This is a genomic window from Edwardsiella piscicida, assembly GCF_021733145.1.
Taxonomy (GTDB): Bacteria; Pseudomonadota; Gammaproteobacteria; order Enterobacterales; family Enterobacteriaceae; genus Edwardsiella; species Edwardsiella piscicida.
The window spans coordinates 1,929,013-1,946,739 of the sequence record NZ_CP090968.1; the positions used below are offsets into that span (position 1 = coordinate 1,929,013).

At 55.7% G+C, this 17,727-nt stretch carries 14 protein-coding genes; 4 read left to right on the top strand and 10 right to left on the bottom strand.

Annotated elements, in window-relative coordinates; translation table 11 throughout:
• Positions 1–12: 12 nt before the first annotated feature.
• Together betT and L1P05_RS08805 are read right to left on the bottom strand one after the other, a co-directional pair.
• Positions 13–2,028: a choline BCCT transporter BetT gene (gene betT, locus L1P05_RS08800; RefSeq protein WP_012848654.1), complete on the bottom strand. Its 2,016-nt coding sequence runs from the start codon at positions 2,026–2,028 to the stop codon at positions 13–15.
• Between the two features lie 503 nt (positions 2,029–2,531).
• A complete protein-coding gene (locus L1P05_RS08805) occupies positions 2,532–3,023 on the bottom strand; it encodes a hypothetical protein (protein ID WP_012848656.1) in 492 nt (163 codons plus the stop codon).
• A 958-nt stretch (positions 3,024–3,981) separates the two neighbouring features.
• Here L1P05_RS08805 and L1P05_RS08810 point away from each other — a divergent pair.
• A complete protein-coding gene (locus tag L1P05_RS08810; protein ID WP_012848658.1) occupies positions 3,982–4,218 on the top strand; it encodes a YobH family protein in 237 nt (78 codons plus the stop codon).
• Positions 4,219–4,525: 307 nt separating this feature from the next.
• The gene (gene dps / locus L1P05_RS08815; protein WP_012848659.1) at positions 4,526–5,035 is read left to right on the top strand and encodes a DNA starvation/stationary phase protection protein Dps; all 510 of its coding nucleotides are present in this window, start codon (positions 4,526–4,528) and stop codon (positions 5,033–5,035) included.
• A gap of 73 nt (positions 5,036–5,108) precedes the next feature.
• Here dps and pfkB read toward each other — a convergent pair whose 3' ends face one another.
• Complete coding sequence (pfkB, locus tag L1P05_RS08820; RefSeq protein ID WP_012848660.1) at positions 5,109–6,062, bottom strand: 6-phosphofructokinase II; 954 nt, start codon at positions 6,060–6,062, stop codon at positions 5,109–5,111.
• A gap of 216 nt (positions 6,063–6,278) precedes the next feature.
• Here pfkB and L1P05_RS08825 point away from each other — a divergent pair, with 216 nt between their 5' ends.
• Both L1P05_RS08825 and ompC read left to right on the top strand, forming a co-directional pair.
• A complete protein-coding gene (locus L1P05_RS08825; RefSeq protein ID WP_012848661.1) occupies positions 6,279–6,521 on the top strand; it encodes a DUF4060 family protein in 243 nt (80 codons plus the stop codon).
• Between the two features lie 1,350 nt (positions 6,522–7,871).
• The gene (gene ompC / locus L1P05_RS08830) at positions 7,872–9,035 is read left to right on the top strand and encodes a porin OmpC (RefSeq protein ID WP_012848664.1); all 1,164 of its coding nucleotides are present in this window, start codon (positions 7,872–7,874) and stop codon (positions 9,033–9,035) included.
• 69 nt (positions 9,036–9,104) lie between these two features.
• Here the strand turns inward: ompC and L1P05_RS08835 are convergent, their stop codons facing one another.
• The 7 genes from L1P05_RS08835 to cfa form a co-directional block, all read right to left on the bottom strand.
• On the bottom strand, positions 9,105–9,914 hold the full coding sequence (locus L1P05_RS08835; protein WP_012848665.1) for an alpha/beta fold hydrolase: 810 nt from the start codon (positions 9,912–9,914) through the stop codon (positions 9,105–9,107).
• A gap of 32 nt (positions 9,915–9,946) precedes the next feature.
• Positions 9,947–12,004: a S9 family peptidase gene (locus L1P05_RS08840; RefSeq protein WP_012848666.1), complete on the bottom strand. Its 2,058-nt coding sequence runs from the start codon at positions 12,002–12,004 to the stop codon at positions 9,947–9,949.
• A 132-nt stretch (positions 12,005–12,136) separates the two neighbouring features.
• On the bottom strand, positions 12,137–12,994 hold the full coding sequence (locus L1P05_RS08845) for an EAL domain-containing protein (protein ID WP_034168176.1): 858 nt from the start codon (positions 12,992–12,994) through the stop codon (positions 12,137–12,139).
• A gap of 1,811 nt (positions 12,995–14,805) precedes the next feature.
• The gene (gene yqfB, locus L1P05_RS08850) at positions 14,806–15,129 is read right to left on the bottom strand and encodes a N(4)-acetylcytidine aminohydrolase (protein ID WP_012848670.1); all 324 of its coding nucleotides are present in this window, start codon (positions 15,127–15,129) and stop codon (positions 14,806–14,808) included.
• 114 nt (positions 15,130–15,243) lie between these two features.
• Positions 15,244–15,546: a YebG family protein gene (locus L1P05_RS08855; RefSeq protein ID WP_015461543.1), complete on the bottom strand. Its 303-nt coding sequence runs from the start codon at positions 15,544–15,546 to the stop codon at positions 15,244–15,246.
• A gap of 164 nt (positions 15,547–15,710) precedes the next feature.
• On the bottom strand, positions 15,711–15,920 hold the full coding sequence (cspE, locus tag L1P05_RS08860) for a transcription antiterminator/RNA stability regulator CspE (protein ID WP_012848672.1): 210 nt from the start codon (positions 15,918–15,920) through the stop codon (positions 15,711–15,713).
• Between the two features lie 499 nt (positions 15,921–16,419).
• Positions 16,420–17,574 carry a cyclopropane fatty acyl phospholipid synthase gene (gene cfa, locus L1P05_RS08865; RefSeq protein ID WP_012848674.1) on the bottom strand — a complete coding sequence of 385 codons (1,155 nt, stop codon included), beginning with the start codon at positions 17,572–17,574 and terminating at the stop codon, positions 16,420–16,422.
• Positions 17,575–17,727: the final 153 nt, after the last annotated feature.

Genomic DNA, 17,727 nt, shown 5'->3' on the forward strand with positions numbered 1-17,727 from the left:
AAAGAGATTGCCCTACTCCGGCACCCGCTCGCCGCGGATCAGGTGCAAAAAGTGAATGTGCTTCTCATACTGATCCAGAATATCATGCAGCACCTGCTCCTGGGTCCAGCCCATCAGATCGTAATCCTGTCCGCCCTCTTTCAGGTACACCTCGGCGCGGTAGTAGGCCTCATCCTCGCGCGGGCTATCCTCCTCATCCAGCCCGGCCATAGCGAAGGCGGGCTTGCGATAGGTACGCGGCCGCACGCCGTAGCAAAAATCCATATCATCGCCAAAGTCGACCCGCAGACTCAGGCGATCGTCCGCCTCCTCCGTCAGGCTGGCCGACTTGCCCTGCCGCCCCAGCTCCTCCTGCACCATCAGCATCGCCGGGCGGATCACCTCGGCAATAAAGCGGCGCACCTGTGAGCGCTTCGGATAATAGACGATATTGCGCAGGCGGCGCTGCCAGGGGATCGGATTACGGCTGGCCGGCGGCGCAATGGTGGTCATCTGCTGACTCTCCTTTTTATAGATATCGACCCGCAGCGCCTTGAGCAGACCATAGATCGCCAGCAGCAGGATCAGCGCAAACGGCAGCGCGCTGGCGATAGTGACGGTCTGCAGCGCGCGCAGTCCCCCCGCCAGCAGCAGGACGATCGCCACCACCCCCATCAGCGCGGCCCAAAAGATACGCTGCCACAGCGGCGTATGCTTGACGCCACCGGAGGCCAAGGTATCCACCACCATCGCCCCGGAGTCGGCCGAGGTGACAAAAAACACCACCACCATCACCATGGCGATAAACGACAGCGCCGTCGGGAACGGAAAGTGCTCCAGGAAGTTAAACAACGCCAGCGAGACATCCGTCTGCACCGTCCGCGCCAGATCGGCGGCGCCGCGGTGGGCGATCAGATCGATGGCGCTATTGCCAAATATCGTCATCCACAGCAGGGTAAAGCCAGCGGGGACCAGCAGCACGCCGGTCACAAACTCCCGGATGGTTCTGCCGCGCGATACGCGGGCGATAAACATGCCGACAAAAGGCGACCAGGAGAGCCACCATCCCCAGTAGAGCAGCGTCCAGCCTCCCAGCCAATCGCTCGATTTAGGCTCATAGGCATAAAGATTGAAGGTCTTGCTAATAATCTGCGACAGATAGCCGCCGGTGTTCTCAACAAAGGATTTGAGCAGCAGCACCGTCGGCCCCAGCGCGGCGACCAAGATCATCAGCAGCACCGCCAACCCCAGGTTCAGCTCCGACAGCATGCGGATACCGCGATCCAGCCCAGAGACCACCGACAGCGTCGCCAGCGTCGTGATCCCCACGATCAGCGTCACCTGTACGCTGGCAGAAATGGGCAGGCCAAAGAGATGATTAAGCCCGGCGTTCACCTGTAGCACCCCGTAGCCCAGCGAGGTGGCCACCCCCAGAACGGTGCCGATGACGGCAAAAATATCGACCGCATGGCCCGCCGGGCCATAGATACGCTCGCCGATCAGCGGATACAGCGCGGAGCGCAGAGTCAACGGCAACCCGTGACGATAGCTAAAGAAAGCCAGGATCAGGCCGACGATGGCGTAAATGGCCCAGGCGTGCAGGCCCCAGTGGAAAAAGGTCAGCGTCATCGCCTGCTTTGCCGCCGCGACCGTCTCGGCGCTGCCCTGCGGCGGCGATAGATAATGCATGGCGGGCTCCGCCACGCCAAAAAACATCAGCCCGATCCCCATGCCGGCGGAAAATAGCATGGCAAACCAGGAAAAATAGCTAAACTCCGGCTCGGCATGATCCGGCCCAAGCTTAATGCAGCCATAGCGTGAAAAGCCTAAGTAGGTCACGCTTAACAGAATTAATGCGACGGCTAAAATATAAAACCAGCTGGCGTTGGTAAATATCCCTTGCTGTATGGCTTGAAACCAGCGATCCGCCTGCTGCGGTAACATCCCGGCAAACAGCACAAGCGCAATAATGAGGACTGCTGAAATAATAAAGACGGGGGGGTTAATCGTTCGACGTTGATTCTCAATATTCGTGCCATTATGACTCATGTTATACCCTCACGTTGAGTTTATAATGCGCGCAATTTACTCATCCTTAATGTGAAAATTACCCGGTTAAAATGAACGTCCACGGCAAAAAAATAGCGGACGATGGCGTAAGAACGGCAAGATCATAAGGAAAAATATGGTTGATTTCAATGAATACAGCTAATTTTACAGAAATGATGGGCGAAACAACCCGCGCTATCACGGCGCGGCGGCCCCTTATCAGCGGGTGCTCGGCGGCGTATTTTACGGCGATAATCTAGCGCAAAATGGGGCGATAATTAACCGCGCTAGCCCGACGATCATGATGGCATCCCCCCCATTATCCCCGGCGGCGTTGAGATGCGGCAGCCGTGGCTAGCCCCCTCGAATCCGGGGCCTCCCCGCTAACGCATGGCCTGCGCCATGCGCGTTTCTCCGGCCTCAGGCTATCCCTATGCCCCGCGCGACGGGGGGGAGACGACGCGTTACGTCGCCGGGGGTATCCCACCCCGGCGCATCCGGACTCAGTGCGGCTGCAGCAGCGCAAGCAGACGCTCCGCCGCCGTATTAAACGCCGCAAGCGCCGTATCGTTAACGCCCTGCGGCGTGATCCCCTGCATCGCCGTACGCCATGTCGCGATGGTCTCCTTCAGCGCATCGCGCTGCGCCTGGCTGGTGAGCGTGGGGTAGACCGCCTGATACTGGGCATCGATAATCTGGCGCGACGCCTGTAAGATCTGCGTACTGCAGGCGCTGATGCGATCGCGCTCAGGCAGGGCGTCGCTGTGGGCCAGCCATTGGCCGGCGACGAAGTTTCGCGCCTGGGCATGCTGAGAGAGATGGCGCATATTGACCACCAGATCCGCCGCCGTCTGTAACGGGGGAAACGCCTGCGCCTGCGGCACATCGCACTGATAGCTGCTGCGCAGCGTCTGCGGCACGCTCTCCGTCGCCTGCGGGCCCGCGCTGCAACCGGCGAGCAGACACACCGCCAGCAGTGAAAGATATTGTTTCATCACATATTCCTCGCTAGGTAGGCCGCGATAATAGCAAGCGTACGCCACAACTCAATGTCTACGGTAAAATTTCCCGACGCAATACAGGACGCCCCCGTTGCGCAAGGCGATCACGTCCGTGCGCAAAAAAAGAGACAGATCGGTGAGCTGTATCACACTCGACCGCTGGAGATTCCGCTATGTTTATTTCATCCGAGGCAACGAAAGGAGTTAAATGGCACATTTAATTACGTTCGTGACGGCAGTGAGTTGTAGCACCCAACGGACCCTCGTCTTGGCCAGCCCGGAATATGCCACTGAGTAAGCGGCGCGGGATTTCTGCCTCGCGGTGGTCATGCCCTTAATATGTAGCACTCAATTATCTGAGGCCTCATTCGTGAGGCCTCTTTACGTTTTTATGCGCGAGTTCACTCCCGCATTCCCCGCGCTTAGCACAGCCACTCACCGTATTATTCGCGATGCCCCGCTTCCCCCCTGCCGCGCTAGCGTCTCTCAGCTCAGTCACCGCATAGCCTTCGACCACGGCGATATCGACACGCGCGAAAAAATAAAAGCCCGGCACATCCCGGGCTTTTATTTAAAATACTTATTCTGACGCGCCGCGTTTATCTCTTTTCTCCGCCCGCCTTTCCTTCAGCGTCTTCTCTGCTTTTTTCTTGGTGGCCTTATCCTTTCCTCTACTCATAAACACCTCGCTTATTTTTGATAGTACTCAGTTTCGGGAAACCAAACTTCTGCATATCTGCAGATTCATTAATAGCAAAGGCAAAAAATAAAAACAAGATCATCTCTGGTAGTTAACCTGTGCATACAACAATCCCCCGCCCCCTTTGCGCGCTGGCGGATATCGGCGCCGCGAACAAGGGAAAAAGGCTCGCCCATCTGACTGATTATGATAATATTTCACTAATTTTCTACCGTGAGCGCCGCAGGCTGGCGCCGGACCTAAGGAGTTGTCATGCGTCTGCTAAAAACCACCCTGATCCTGTTGATCGTCATCTATCTGGCCATGCTATTCAGCGGCTATGGATTTCTGATCAGCAGCCGTAAAAACCTAGGCGGTCTGGGACTCCAGTGCCAATATCTGACCGCCCGGTCGCTGGTAACGCAGACGCAGATCCACGATAGCAACGGCGTCATCGGCATCGCCGAGTGTCCGCTGTTTAAAGCCATCAGCGGCCCCTTAGGCCAGTAGCCTCACCGCGAGGGCGCGCGCGCCGTCCTCAGATAATCCCGCGGGCGCGCTAGCCCGCGGCCGTCACGCTCATCAGGCGCCTAACGGCCATTCACACGCCGTGCTCAAGCGGACGTCGACGCGGCAGCGCGCCAGGAGAATAAAAAATAAAACGCACTGAGGCCATAAACGATAGATAGCACCTATTCAAACAATACTGATAACCCTTTAGCTATCCTCCCATCCCTCTCCCTATACTGACACAAACAGTACGTATTATTGCGCTGTCTGACTGAATAAACGACGTAAATCAATGGGAGAAATAATAATGAACGTGACCCCGCTGAATAACACCGCTCTGGACGCCACTCTGACGACCACCCGCAACGATCTGGCCCCGGAAATCAAGCAGCAGACCATCGCCCAGCTACAGCCGCTGGTCGCTGAGTTCATCGATCTGGCCCTGCTGACTAAGCAGGCGCACTGGAACATGAAGGGAAAAAACTTTATCGCGGTACATGAAATGCTAGACGGCTTTCGCACCGCGCTGCTGAACCACCAGGATATTTTCGCCGAGCGTATCGTTCAGCTGGGCGGCATCGCGCTGGGGACGCTGCAAACGACCGCCGCCGCCTCATCGCTGGCCGCCTACCCGCTGAATATTACCCGCGTCCGCGAACATCTGTCCGCGCTGGCAGAGCGCTATGCCGTCGTCGCCAACCATACCCGGTCGGCGATTAGCGCCACCCAGGATGAGGACAGCGCAGACATGCTGACCGCCGCCTCGCGCGATCTGGACAAGTTCCTGTGGTTCATCGAGGCCCATCTGGCCGATTAATCCTCGGCGATCCGCTTGCGACGCGGGGCGGCGAATGTCCCCCGCGTCTTTCTTTATCCACATCCACGGCGCATTAAAATGAATGCGGCTGTGGGTGGTGGGCCTCGATATAAGCCACGATCTCGGCGACATCGCTCGCCTGGCAGAGTTCGGTGCCATGGCGCAGCGTCGCCGCGGTTCCGGCCGCAACGCCGCCGATCGCCAGCGCGCTCAGCGCTCCTCCCTGAGCCAGCTGCAGCGTCATCGCGGCGACCATACTGTCGCCGGCCCCCACCGTCGTCAGTGCCTTAATCGGCGGCGGCGTCACCTGAATCCAGGCCTGGCGATCGACGGCAATCGCCCCCTGCGCCCCCAGCGAAACCACCACATACTGTGCGGCGCCCTGTAATACCAGCGCGTGGGCCGCCTGCAAAACCGAGGCCGGCTGGGTCATATCTCGACCGCTCAACGTCGCCAGCTCCTTTTGATTGGGCTTAATCAGCGTCAGTCCCCCTTGATTCACCGCCGCCATCAGGGCATCGCCCGAGGTATCGACGACGCAGCGAATACCGCGCTGACGAATGTGCTGCAGCAGCGCGGAAAACCGCGACGGCGTAATGTTCTCCGGCAGACTCCCACTCACCACCAAGAGGGCATCGGTCGGGATCTGATCCAATCGTTGCGCCAGGAGATCGAACTCCCGCGGCGTCAGCGCCGCGCCGGGCATCACAAAACGGAACTGCTCGCCGGTCGCCGTCGCACTGACATGCATATTCTGACGCGTCCAGGCCTGCGCCTCGATCGTATCGACCGCCACCCCCTCCGCCAGCAGCAGCGTGGTCAAGTGCGCGCCGGTCGATCCTCCCGCCGGATAGATGGCCACGGCGCCGCCGCCCATGCGCTGAATGGCCCGGGCCACGTTGATCCCACCGCCGCCCGGTTGGTAGATGGCCTGACTGCAGCGTAGCTTACCCTCAGGATATATTTTGGCCGTGCTGGTCGAACAGTCCAGCGAGGGAGACAGCGTAAGGGTATAGATAGGGTTCATATGCGCTCCTTAATCGGTAGAGTTCGTTTCAGCGTAGCATGCCTCACATTCCCCGGATCGCGATAGAGGATCCCGCTAAGCGTAGCCGATCGATATTGTTAACTAAATAGCGGAAATTCTGACTGAAACGTGTCGAAGTATAGGGAATGGTGTTATAACAGAAAGGTCAGCCTAGGCTGAACAGAGCAAATTGATGGATTTATGTAGGGAGCCTGTATGAAGCGAATCATTAAAGGCGATACAAACTTCTCTCACCTTGTTGTTGCCCATGCGGCCATCGACCAACATGCAAACGCCTTCGGCCGCACCCGTCAGGGATGGCCTTGCATCTACCACCTTAAATACCGAGATAAACTCATTGCCGTAGAGGTCGTCACCCGACGACAGTCCTATGTCGCGACCGTCATGGTCGGCGCCCGTAATCTGACCAAACTGTGCGGTATGCCAACCGCAGCCTAAAAACCAGGGGCACACAGAGCGCGGTGCCCCACGCCGAGTAGTTCCATCCTCCCCCTGGGTACCACGGTGCACTGTCGGTTCGAAAATCGTGCGTGGCAGCGTTGCTTGCCAGCCACTACCTGTAAATAACTTCATCAATAACAATGAATTAACTTCATGCCATGAATATAACCTTGCAACTCAGTCGCAACGGCGCTTAAGTAACTAGGCAACCTACCCAACGATAGTTAAAGAGAGGCTACTATGAGTAAGGGAATGGATAGCAAAAAAAATGCTAAGAAAAAACCGCAGAAAACGCTGGTGGAAAAGCGCGCGGCAAAACGCGCTAAACGCGCCCACACGGAGGATGTGGTAGAATAAAAACGGCAGTTATTCTTGGCAAATAAACCCGCGACGGCGGGTTTTTGTATTCTATGCAGGTGCAGAAGATCCGCAGCGCCGATCCCGCGAGGCGTTTGGCGTGCAGGTCGCATGACATCCCTCCGCCGGGCATTGACGGTGAGGCGCCGTCTTTCGCTTCCCCCCTATTGGAAAATAATCACCATCGACGCCCCCCAGACCTAAGACAACTCTCACAAAACATCCGCCAAGGTCATCATGTTTATATCCCACCCCGCCACTTTCGAACCGCATCTTTTGTTAAAGACAGAGTTAAGAATTAATATAATAGCGGCGGGATATCGTTGACGTATCACACGGTTTATCACTCGCAATGGGCACAGCACAAATAATCAAACATGATTCTTATATACGCACAGAGTACCTAGCAATACACCATAGAATAATAAGAAAAGCATATCATGGTTTAATAATATTAATGAGTTGTATCAACAGCAACCGACGCAAAGGCTAAAGACGATAGAAAATCATAATGATTACTAAGGGATTTTTACAAAAAAAAAGCCAACCCGAAAGGTTGGCTTAAAAGAAATCTTTAAGACACAGTAAAAATAAAGTGCAGTAACAATGATGAGATTTAAGTATACAACAACAATAGGAATAACATTGACATTTTGTGTGATCGTCAAAATTTCGAACAAACAGTCAACGCGCGATAGCGCAATGAATAATAAAACGTTGGTAGCTGCGCGGGCGCGCAAAAAACATACGTAATGTCATAAAATATGGTGCATTTTACATTTATACATAATTAATTACGCGATTTAATAAATTAAATGGAACTCTGCTTTTTATTTAGCTGAAAAAACACCTATCATTAGGGCGTGCCCGATGTGTTTACTTCGACAGATGGAACGCAATTTAGTTCTCACTCGTAGCACGAAAAGACAAAATAAGCAGTGGCATCTCATACCTGACCGCACCGGTCAGCAACTAAGAAGGAATATTATTGTGAAACGTAATCTGCTGGCAGTCGTTATTCCTGCTCTGTTAGTTGCAGGCGCAGCTAACGCTGCGGAAATCTACAACAAAGACGGCAACAAGCTGGATCTGTACGGTAAAGTAGATGGTCTGCACTACTTCTCTAGCGATAGCAGCAAGGATGGTGACCAGTCCTACGTCCGTTTCGGCTTTAAAGGCGAAACCCAGATTAACGATCAGCTGACCGGTTATGGCCAGTGGGAAGCACAGGCTAACGTTAACCAGCCCGAAAGCAACTCCTCTAACTTCTTCACCCGTCTGGGCTTTGCCGGCCTGAAGTACGGCAACTACGGTTCTATCGACTACGGCCGTAACTACGGCGTGCTGTACGACATCGAAGGCTGGACCGACGTGCTGCCGGAGTTCGGTGGCGATACCTCTGCCCAGACTGACAACTACATGGCTCAGCGCGCCAACAACCTGGCCACCTACCGTAACAACGGCTTCTTTGGCCTGGTTGATGGCCTGGACTTCGCCCTGCAGTATCAGGGTAAAAACGATGGCCACGCCTATGGCAAAGATGCTGATGGCTCCTACAGCTGGGATGGCGCTCCGCTGAGCAACAATGCGCGTGAGATCCAAGGCCAAAACGGCGACGGCTTCGGTATGTCCACCACCTACGATCTGGGCTGGGGCATCAGCGCCGGTGCGGCGTACACCACCTCTAACCGTACTACCGAGCAAAAATGGAGCGGCAACCAGGCTAACTCTAACGTTGCCGGCGGTAACAAAGCCCAGTCTTGGGGCGCCGGTCTGAAGTATGATGCTAACAACATCTACCTGGCCACCATGTACACTGAAACCCAGAACATGACGCCGTTCGGCTCTACCGGTATCGCTAACAAAGCGAAGAACTTCGAAGCCGTGGCCCAGTATCAGTTCGACTTCGGTCTGCGTCCGTCCATCGCCTACCTGCAGTCTAAGGCCTCTGAGCTGAACTCCTACAACGGCTTTAACGGTGGCAAGGCTGACCTGGTAAAATACGTTGACCTGGGTGCGACCTACTACTTCAACAAGAACATGTCCACCTACGTTGATTACAAAATCAACCTGCTGGATGAAAACGACTTCACCCGCGCGAACAGCATCAACACCGATGACATCGTTGCTCTGGGTCTGGTCTACCAGTTCTAATTCCACTCCGGTGGAAAGCAAAAAGGGGCCTCAGGCCCCTTTTTTTATCTGTCTCACGCCGAGTTCGGCTTAACGCGGCAGGCTCTGCTGCAAAAACGTCAGCAGTAGCTGGTTCACCCGCTGCGGCTGCTCCAGCGTACAGATATGCCCAGCCTCGGCCACCACCTCCTGGCGGCAGTTCAACATCTCAGCCATCAGATATCCCTCCAGCGGTGGGCGCGGTCGATCCTCTGCCCCCGTGATCACCAGCGCGGGCATCTGTAGCTGAGTCAACAGATCGCAGCGATCCGGACGTCCAAAGATCATTCGCCCCAGCGGAACAATACTGTCGCGTAGCCTCTCTGCGGGCAGCGCGGCCAGGCGCTGACTCAGCGCAGCGATCAGCTCGGGAGCCGGCGTCTGGCGGAAGAACAGCGGAGCGATCTGCCCCAGCAGCGGCGGCGGGATAGCGCCGGCCTGCTCGATAGCCTCCAGCATGGCAAAATAGCGCTGGTGCGTTACCTCCGGCTCGCGCCCTACGAACGTATCCATCAGGACCAGCGCCGCGCAGCGATCGCCGGCCAGCGCCGCCAGTTCGGTTCCCCACATTCCGCCGACGGACAGCCCCACCATCGCAAAGCGATCGATCCCCAGGCTGTCCAGCAGCGCCAGGGTATCCTGCGCAAGGCAGGTCAGCGAGCGGTGCCCCTCCGGTAACGCCGCAGAGCGACCGTGTCCCCACAGCTCCGGCACGATGACGCGGTAGTGGGCGCTCAGCGCCTCGATCTGCGGACGCCACATATCGGCATCGAACAGATAGCTGTGGCCCAGCACCAGCGGAAAGCCGCTGCCGTGATCCTCATAGTACATATCGCGCTGGTGTAAATGCAGTATTGGCATACGACTCCTTGCTAAAGCTCACCCAAGCGGGTCTATTGTGTTACGCCGGACAGCGTTAAAATAAACGCATATTCCAACGCAATATCTTCATAGGCTTTAAAACGCCCCGATTTTCCCCCGTGCCCCGCCTCCATATCGGTGTACAGCAGCAGCAGGTTATCATCGCATTTCATCTCACGCAGACGCGCCACCCACTTGGCCGGCTCCCAGTATTGCACCTGAGAGTCATGGAGCCCGGTGGTCACTAAGAGATGGGGGTAAGCCTGTGCCTGGACCCCATCATAGGGGCTGTAGCGCCGCATATAGTGGTAGTATTCCGGATCCTCTGGATTCCCCCACTCATCGTACTCACCGGTCGTCAGTGGGATCGAGGCATCCAGCATGGTCGTCAGTACGTCGACAAAAGGCACCTCGGCGACCGCACCGCGATAAAGCTGGGGAGCCATATTCAGCACCGCCCCCACCAGTAGCCCACCGGCGCTGCCGCCCATAGCATAGACCTGATCGGCGGCGGCATACCCCTGGCGAACCAGCCCCTGCGTGACATCAATAAAATCATAAAATGAGTTCAGCTTGTGCAGCAGCTTACCGTCCTCATACCACTGCTGCCCCAGATCGGCGCCGCCGCGAACGTGGGCCAGCGCAAACACAAAGCCCCGGTCGAGCAGACTCAGGCGGCTGGTGCTGAAGCCGGGATCCATGCTGCTACCATAGGCGCCGTAGCCATAGATCAGGATCGGATTCTGTCCGCGCACAAAGCGATCGCGCCGGTAGACCAGAGACACCGGCACATCCACGCCGTCCCGCGCCCGCAGCCAGATGCGTTCGCTGGCGTAGTCCTGCGGGCTAAAGTCCGCCACGCTCTGCTGCTTCAGCAGGCGCCGCTCACCGCTGTTTAAATCCAGCTCATAGACGCTGCCCGGCGTCGTCATCGATGAGTAGCCGTAGCGTAGTTTGGCAATCTCTGGCTGCGGGTTATAGCCCAGCCAGGTGACGTAGGTGGGGTCGTCGAAATGGATCAGCCGCTCCTCGCCGCCGTCGCGACGGATCTGGCGCAGCGTCGTCAAACCGTGGGTTCGCTCCTCCACCACCAGCCAGTCGTGAAACAGACAAAAGTCCTCTAGCATGACCGCATCGCGGGGCGGTACCAGCGTCTGCCAGCTCAGCACATCGCCATCCGGCCCACAGTACAGGGCAAAATTCTGCCCTTCCCGGTTAGAGCGGATATAAAACCGCGAGTCATAGTGCTCCAGCGAATACTCATGATCGCGCCTACGCGACAGGAAGCAGTGCGCCCGCGCCTCGGGGTCATCGGCATCCAGCAGCAGAACCTCGGAGGTCGTCGTGCTGCTGATATGGATCATCACGTAGCGCTGGGAGAGCGACTTCTCCAGCCCCAGGTAAAACGCATCATCCAACTCTTGATAGATCAGGCAGTCCTGGCTGCAGGGGGTGCCCAGGCGGTGGCGATAGACCTGATAAGGCAGCAGGGTCTGTGGATCCAGGCGGATATAATAAAAGGCGCGGGAGTCGTTACACCATTCGATATGCCCATCGCACCCGTCGATCGTATCCTCCAGCCAGACGTCGTCATCCGTCAGGGATTTTACGCGCAGCGTATATTGCCGCCGGGATACGGTGTCCTCGCTGACGGCCAGCAGGCGGTTATCCGGGCTGACCTCCAGTGCGCCCAGCGCATAAAAATCATGCCCCTCGGCACGCTGGTTGGTATCCAGCAGCAGTCGCCACCCCGTCTCACTCTCCGGGTTCGCCGACTCAGGCTGGCGCCAATATTCGGCATATTCGGCGGCGGGTCGGTAGCGGTGCTGGTAGCGGTAACCGTTGCGCACATAGGGAACGGAGGCATCCTGCTGGGGAATACGCGCTACCATCTCAGCCAACAGCGCCGATCGCAGCGCCGACTGCGGTGCCAGGCAGCGCTCGCTGTAGGCGTTTTCCGCGTTAAGGTAGGCTAACACCTGTGGATCGCTGCGGGTGTCGTCGCGCAGCCAGTAATAATCATCAACCCGGCGATCCCCGTGCGTCACGATCTCATAGGGATGTTTTGCTGCTTTTGGTGCCTTTATCATTGTTAATGCCTAACGGATTCATCACACAAGCCATCTTATAACAGGGTGACACAATCCGCAGGCGGTGAAAACGCAAAAATACCGTTGTATGCCTGGGAAGATAAGCGGAATAAGGTGAGATAACGCGGCGGCTCACCCGCCAGAAGGCGACGCCGCTTCGTCGGCGTCACTCAAAATGTGGCATACGACCGCCAGCTGATGCGCGCTCAGAGGATGAAAAAGATAGGCGCCCTGGAAATCGCGGCATCCCGCCGCCGACAGACACTCAAACTGCTGTACGCTGTCGACTCGCTGCGCGCAGCAGCGCATAGCCAGTTTATCCGCAAGGCGCAGCATCAGCTGAACCATCACCATAGCATCCGGGTGCGGCAACAGGCCGATCACCCCCGGCGGAATGTGCACCCGATCCAGCGGCAGCTGGTTCAGGGCCGCCAGTTGGCGATAGCCCTCGCCGTACTCCGCCAGCGCGGCCCCGTATCCCTGCTCGCGCAGAGTGTGCATGCCAGCCAGGCACGCGGGATCGGACAGCAGATCGTCACTTCCCTGCCAGATCAGCGCGATCGCCGCCGGCGTTAACCCATACTGGGACAGCTGTTGGGTAAAGGGCGCCAGCACGGCCTCATTCGCGGCGAGGCTCAGCGGTAGGGCCAAAGACAGGCTGAAGTCCGGCGTGACCTCGTTACGCAGCCGCTGTAGCAGCGGCAGCGCGCGCTCGGCTAACCAACCAAATAGCGCGGGCCCCAGTTGACAGCTCATCAGCGCGTCCATAAACCGCTCGGGCAATAGGACGCCATAGCGAGGATGCTGCCAGCGAATCAAAACCTCCGCGCCCTGGATGTGTCCGTGAACATTCCACTGCGGCTGGTACTCCAGATAAAACTCGTCGCTAGCGAGCGCATATTGCAGCCTGACCCGCAGCGCCTCAGCCTGCTTATGAGACGGCGCTACCGATCTGACATCACTTAAGAGATGGTAATGTTCACTATTCATTATGCTATCTAATTTTATTTTCCTCCTCATATGAGGAGTCACTGGTATTGACTGCGTGTAGTGTCAAAGTTGACAGCTTGCCATTATTACAACAAAAATTAATCGCTTCTAAAGTATCTGCTACGTCAGTATTTACTAAAGTGAATATTTATTATTCTGGAACATTGCATCAATCATCCTTGGTATATTAGCAAAGTTTATCTAATCCGGCGGATTCAGCCACTATTCTAGCCGATAGTGGATAAATGAATAGATATAATTAACCATGCACTTAGAGGGTAATATGGTAAGAGTAACTATATAATCCGATGATTTGCGACAAATCAGAATAAAAACCCTTTATATATCAAAAAATCAGGATTAGAATCTATTTTTATAGCTAAATATATTAATATGTCTATCAGATCACATTCGTGAAGGAATCGATACTTCGATCTTAACAATCTTGCGGCGTCTACGCGCCCGAGGTCCGCAGACGCGCGCGCCGTCCCCCCCTGCAGCAATACCCGCGCCACCGCGTTGAGCGCGCATTTTTTATGCTGGATAGCCGAACATAGGGGCTCGCCCCTAACTCGCCTGATACCGCCGCTGCGCTAAAGAGACTCGGGTAAAGCGCATCGTCTACCGTACCACTCCGCCCGACGGATAGCCAAACCCTCGGGCTACGCGCTCGGCTTGGTCTATCCCCCGCCGCGGCGTCTGCCCCAGCGTATCGCCAGAGCAACGTCAGCCGAGGGCAAACGAATCAGCGGCGAATCACGCGTTCATTTCTCGGTGGCGCTCGTCAACGCGGCGCCGCAGGTGTCTCCTTTTCATCACAGAATAAAATATCGACGTTAAATAAAATATATATGATCAATTTAATTACGCATCCAACGCGAATCTCCATCCGATCGGCCGATTATACGGTGCGCCGAGATATCCATGGGCGTGAGATTTAAAACGGCGCGACGCAGGCAATAAATTACGCCGCGAAGTAACGCTCGGCGAGAGGGATAACCTCACCGATAGCACACCCGCACCAGAAGATATCGCTAGGCTACCACAATATTATTTACGCGTGACACTATAACGATGAAAAACTATTTCATCGACGTATCGATAAGACGTATATCTTACGCCGGATAGACACGGCCTCGCCCCGCCGGACATACCGGGCACCGCGGGAATATCGCGCGATAGCGCCTGTGGTAGACAGCCACGTTCACCAGGGCACCATAGCTCGGTAGCGACGGGCGCCACCGCTTCTATATATCAAAATAACTTATTAAATATAAGTAAGTTATACGAAAAATGTATTAATAATCGCGCCGGCGCCTCCGAGGGGTTCGCCGCACACGCCGGTGATTCTCCGTGTGCACGATACGGGATATGGCGTCGCGGAAGAGGCCACCGCAGAGCGCGCCCCTTTTCGCTACCGACGCGATATTTCCTCGCGGGAAAAAGCGCATAGCAATAGCATCGTGTGCTGGGTTAATATATCTCACACAATGATTAGCCGCATACTGAAATAACCCAGGCGCCGCCGCTAAATTAACGCCCAGCGCGTACGACGATGCCCCACCGCCAATAGCATCAGCGATAAGGCGACTATTTCAGCCGGCCATCTCAGCCAGCAGATAGGCGCGTAGAATCCCCCATTGATGGATACACAGGTAATATATTGTGCATATCATCGCGAAGCGTGGTCGCCGAAAAATAAACCAGAGCGCTAAGGTACTCCGCCGTGGAAAATAGGGCCGACGCGTCATCAAACGGCGCATCGCCGACGGCGGCAGCGCAACCGGCGGAAACGCGTCGGCGCCCGAGCCTCAGCCCGCCAGCGCGCGTACCAGTGAAAATGCGATGACATAGAGCCGATCGACCTGCGGATAGATCTCTTCGATCACGCTGCGCAGCCCATCCAGCGTCATATTCTCCTGAGCAGCATGCTGTGCGTTCAGCTGCGCCAGCGTCACCGGCGTTACGTCAATCACCTCAATCTCACAAAAGGGGAGCCCATCCTCGTAGCGTCCGACCGTGAGCCGCTGCCCCGGCTGAAAGTGGGACTCGCTGCCATCGCGGATGGTAATCGTCTTACGGCCGGCCAAAATATCGGCCTGGAAGCGGCGATAAAAAGTGATATCGGGTTTCATAGGTTGCTCCAGTGCGGTGATCTAGGGGAAAAGGCAGCATGATATCCTGCTGCCCCTCCCGCTGCCAATGTCGACATGCGCGCCTATCGAGGCCACGCTGGCCAAGGCGATACACTAGGCCACCAGCGTCTCTCCGATGGACTCTTCGCCAGCGGGCTCCGTCGGTGATGCATCCACCAGCGATGCTACGCTGGCCCCGCGCAGCAGACGCCCCAGGCTCTCTTTCTGCTCAGCCAGGTAAAAGCTCAGCGCTTCACGCTGCCCCTCCTCTAGCGTCAGCGGCGCCTGCGCCAGCCACTCGCTCAGGTTATCCGCCAAATCCAGCATCTTGTCATAGGCATCCGCCTCTTTCTTACTGGCAAAGGTCATTTTTTCTACCCCATCGCGCACCACAACATATTGAATATTTACTGCCATCTTACCCACTCTCGCCTGGACACTGTTTTTATATACAGTAAATGATTCCGGGGGCTATCTGCAAGCCTCCAGCGCAGCAATGGCTACCGTTCGGTTGATTTCGCAGCCAAAAACAGAAAAACCCGCCGATGGCGGGTTTTATCAACCGTGGTGAAGCGGTTTACTTACAGCGCAACCACGTCGGCTGCGGCCGGGCCACGCGGGGAGTCCTGGATAGAAAACTCAACCTGCTGACCTTCTGCCAGGGTCTTGAACCCATCGTTCTGGATGGCAGAGAAATGGACGAAGACATCTTTGGAGCCATCAGCAGGCGTGATGAAACCAAATCCCTTGCTTTCGTTGAACCATTTGACCTGACCGGTTTTCTTACTCATTACGCTTTCCTTCACTTTGAAAAACTGCCCTAAGGCATGCTTGAGCCTCTTAACGATACCGCCACCATGGTAAAGAAAGCATCAGTCCAGATATTTCTTCGGCATAGACGGCGCCCCGTTTTAAGGCGCCATTATTAATGACACACTTCACTTCAGGGTGCAAATGGTTAGCTGTGTTTTTTAATCACGCCGCAAAAAAAGGTGCGCTATGGATTATTATTTCAGGATGTTTATTAAATGAAATTAAATATAAAATACTATACATTTCATTGCATTACGATATATTAAAAATATCTTTAAAACAGAAAAACAGGGTTTCCCAGCGCAACTTCCGAGATAGACATCACATTTATCGCCGTCACTCATTGCATAAAAATATCCCCTTTTCCTCCCGCCCCCACCGCGCCGCGTATATTGTCAGACATAATAAATAGGCGGCACCAGTATTACCCTGGCACCGCCTATTTTCTGTTCAGCCGCCCTCGCACAGGCGCGGAGATTAACGCGGTACGCGCATCCCCCCTTCAATCCCCTTCGGGCTTAACAGAACCTGCCACAGCTGAATGTCGCGAGCGCGGAATGCCCCGGCGCAGGCCGTAAGGTAATAGCAGAACATACGGTAAAAACGCACGCTGTAGTTATCGCTGATCTCCGGCCAGCACGTCTGGAAACGTTGGTGCCACGCCATCAGGGTGCGATCGTAGTCTGGCCCAAAGCTGTGCCAATCCTCCATGACGAACAGCCCCTCGCTGTGGTTGGCGATGTGCGCCACCGACGGCAGACAACCGTTAGGGAAGATATATTTATTGATCCAGGCATCCACGTTCAGGTCAGTCTGGTTAGAGCCGATGGTATGCAGTAGGAATAGGCCATCCGCCTTCAGATTACGCGCGGCCACCTCAAAGTAGGTGCGGTAGTTTTTCGGACCGACGTGTTCGAACATCCCCACCGATACAATGCGATCGTAGCGGTTGTTCAGATCGCGATAGTCCTGCAGCAGAATATTGACATCCAGCCCCTGACAGCGCGCCTGCGCCATCTTCTGCTGTTCGGCGGAAATCGTCACCCCGTCAACGGAGACGCCGTAGTTTTCCGCCGCATACTGCGCCAGCCCGCCCCAGCCGCAGCCGATATCCAGCAGCTTCATGCCCGGCTGCAGCTGCAGCTTCTCGCAGATCAGCTTCAGCTTATCCTGCTGGGCCTGCTCCAGCGTCTGCGCCGTTTTCCAATAGGCACAGGAGTACTGCATATACGGGTCGAGCATCCGGCTAAACAGATCGTTCCCCAAATCGTAGTGCTCTTTCCCGACGATCCAGGCGCGTTTACGGCTCTGTAGATTAAAGATCCGCGCGGACGCGATGCGTACAATGTCAGCAGCGTGCTTCGGGAGTTGGGTATCCAGACCGGCGGTCAGAATGCGCTGGAAGAAAATATCCAGCCGCTCACACTCCCACCAGCCATCCATGTAGCTTTCGCCCAGTCCCAGGGATCCCTCTTGCAGTACACGGTGAAAAAACTGCGGGTTTTTTACCTGAATATCATAAGGCTGAGTGCCATTGATGGTAATCCCCGCCCGGCTCAGCATCTCTTCCGCGATACGGTACCAGTTATCCTGTTTTAATCCGCTTTCTTCAATGCAGGTCGCACTACTCATTCCACATACCTTCCCGCTGCACCCGATGCACTCCTGCGTTTGCGCAGCGCTGTTGAAGTCTTAAGCGACCGGCTCCCTTCCGGCCAAAACAATTAATCATACAATATTATTTATAATACAAATCTTCAAGCTGCGGCGCCTTACGCGCCGAGA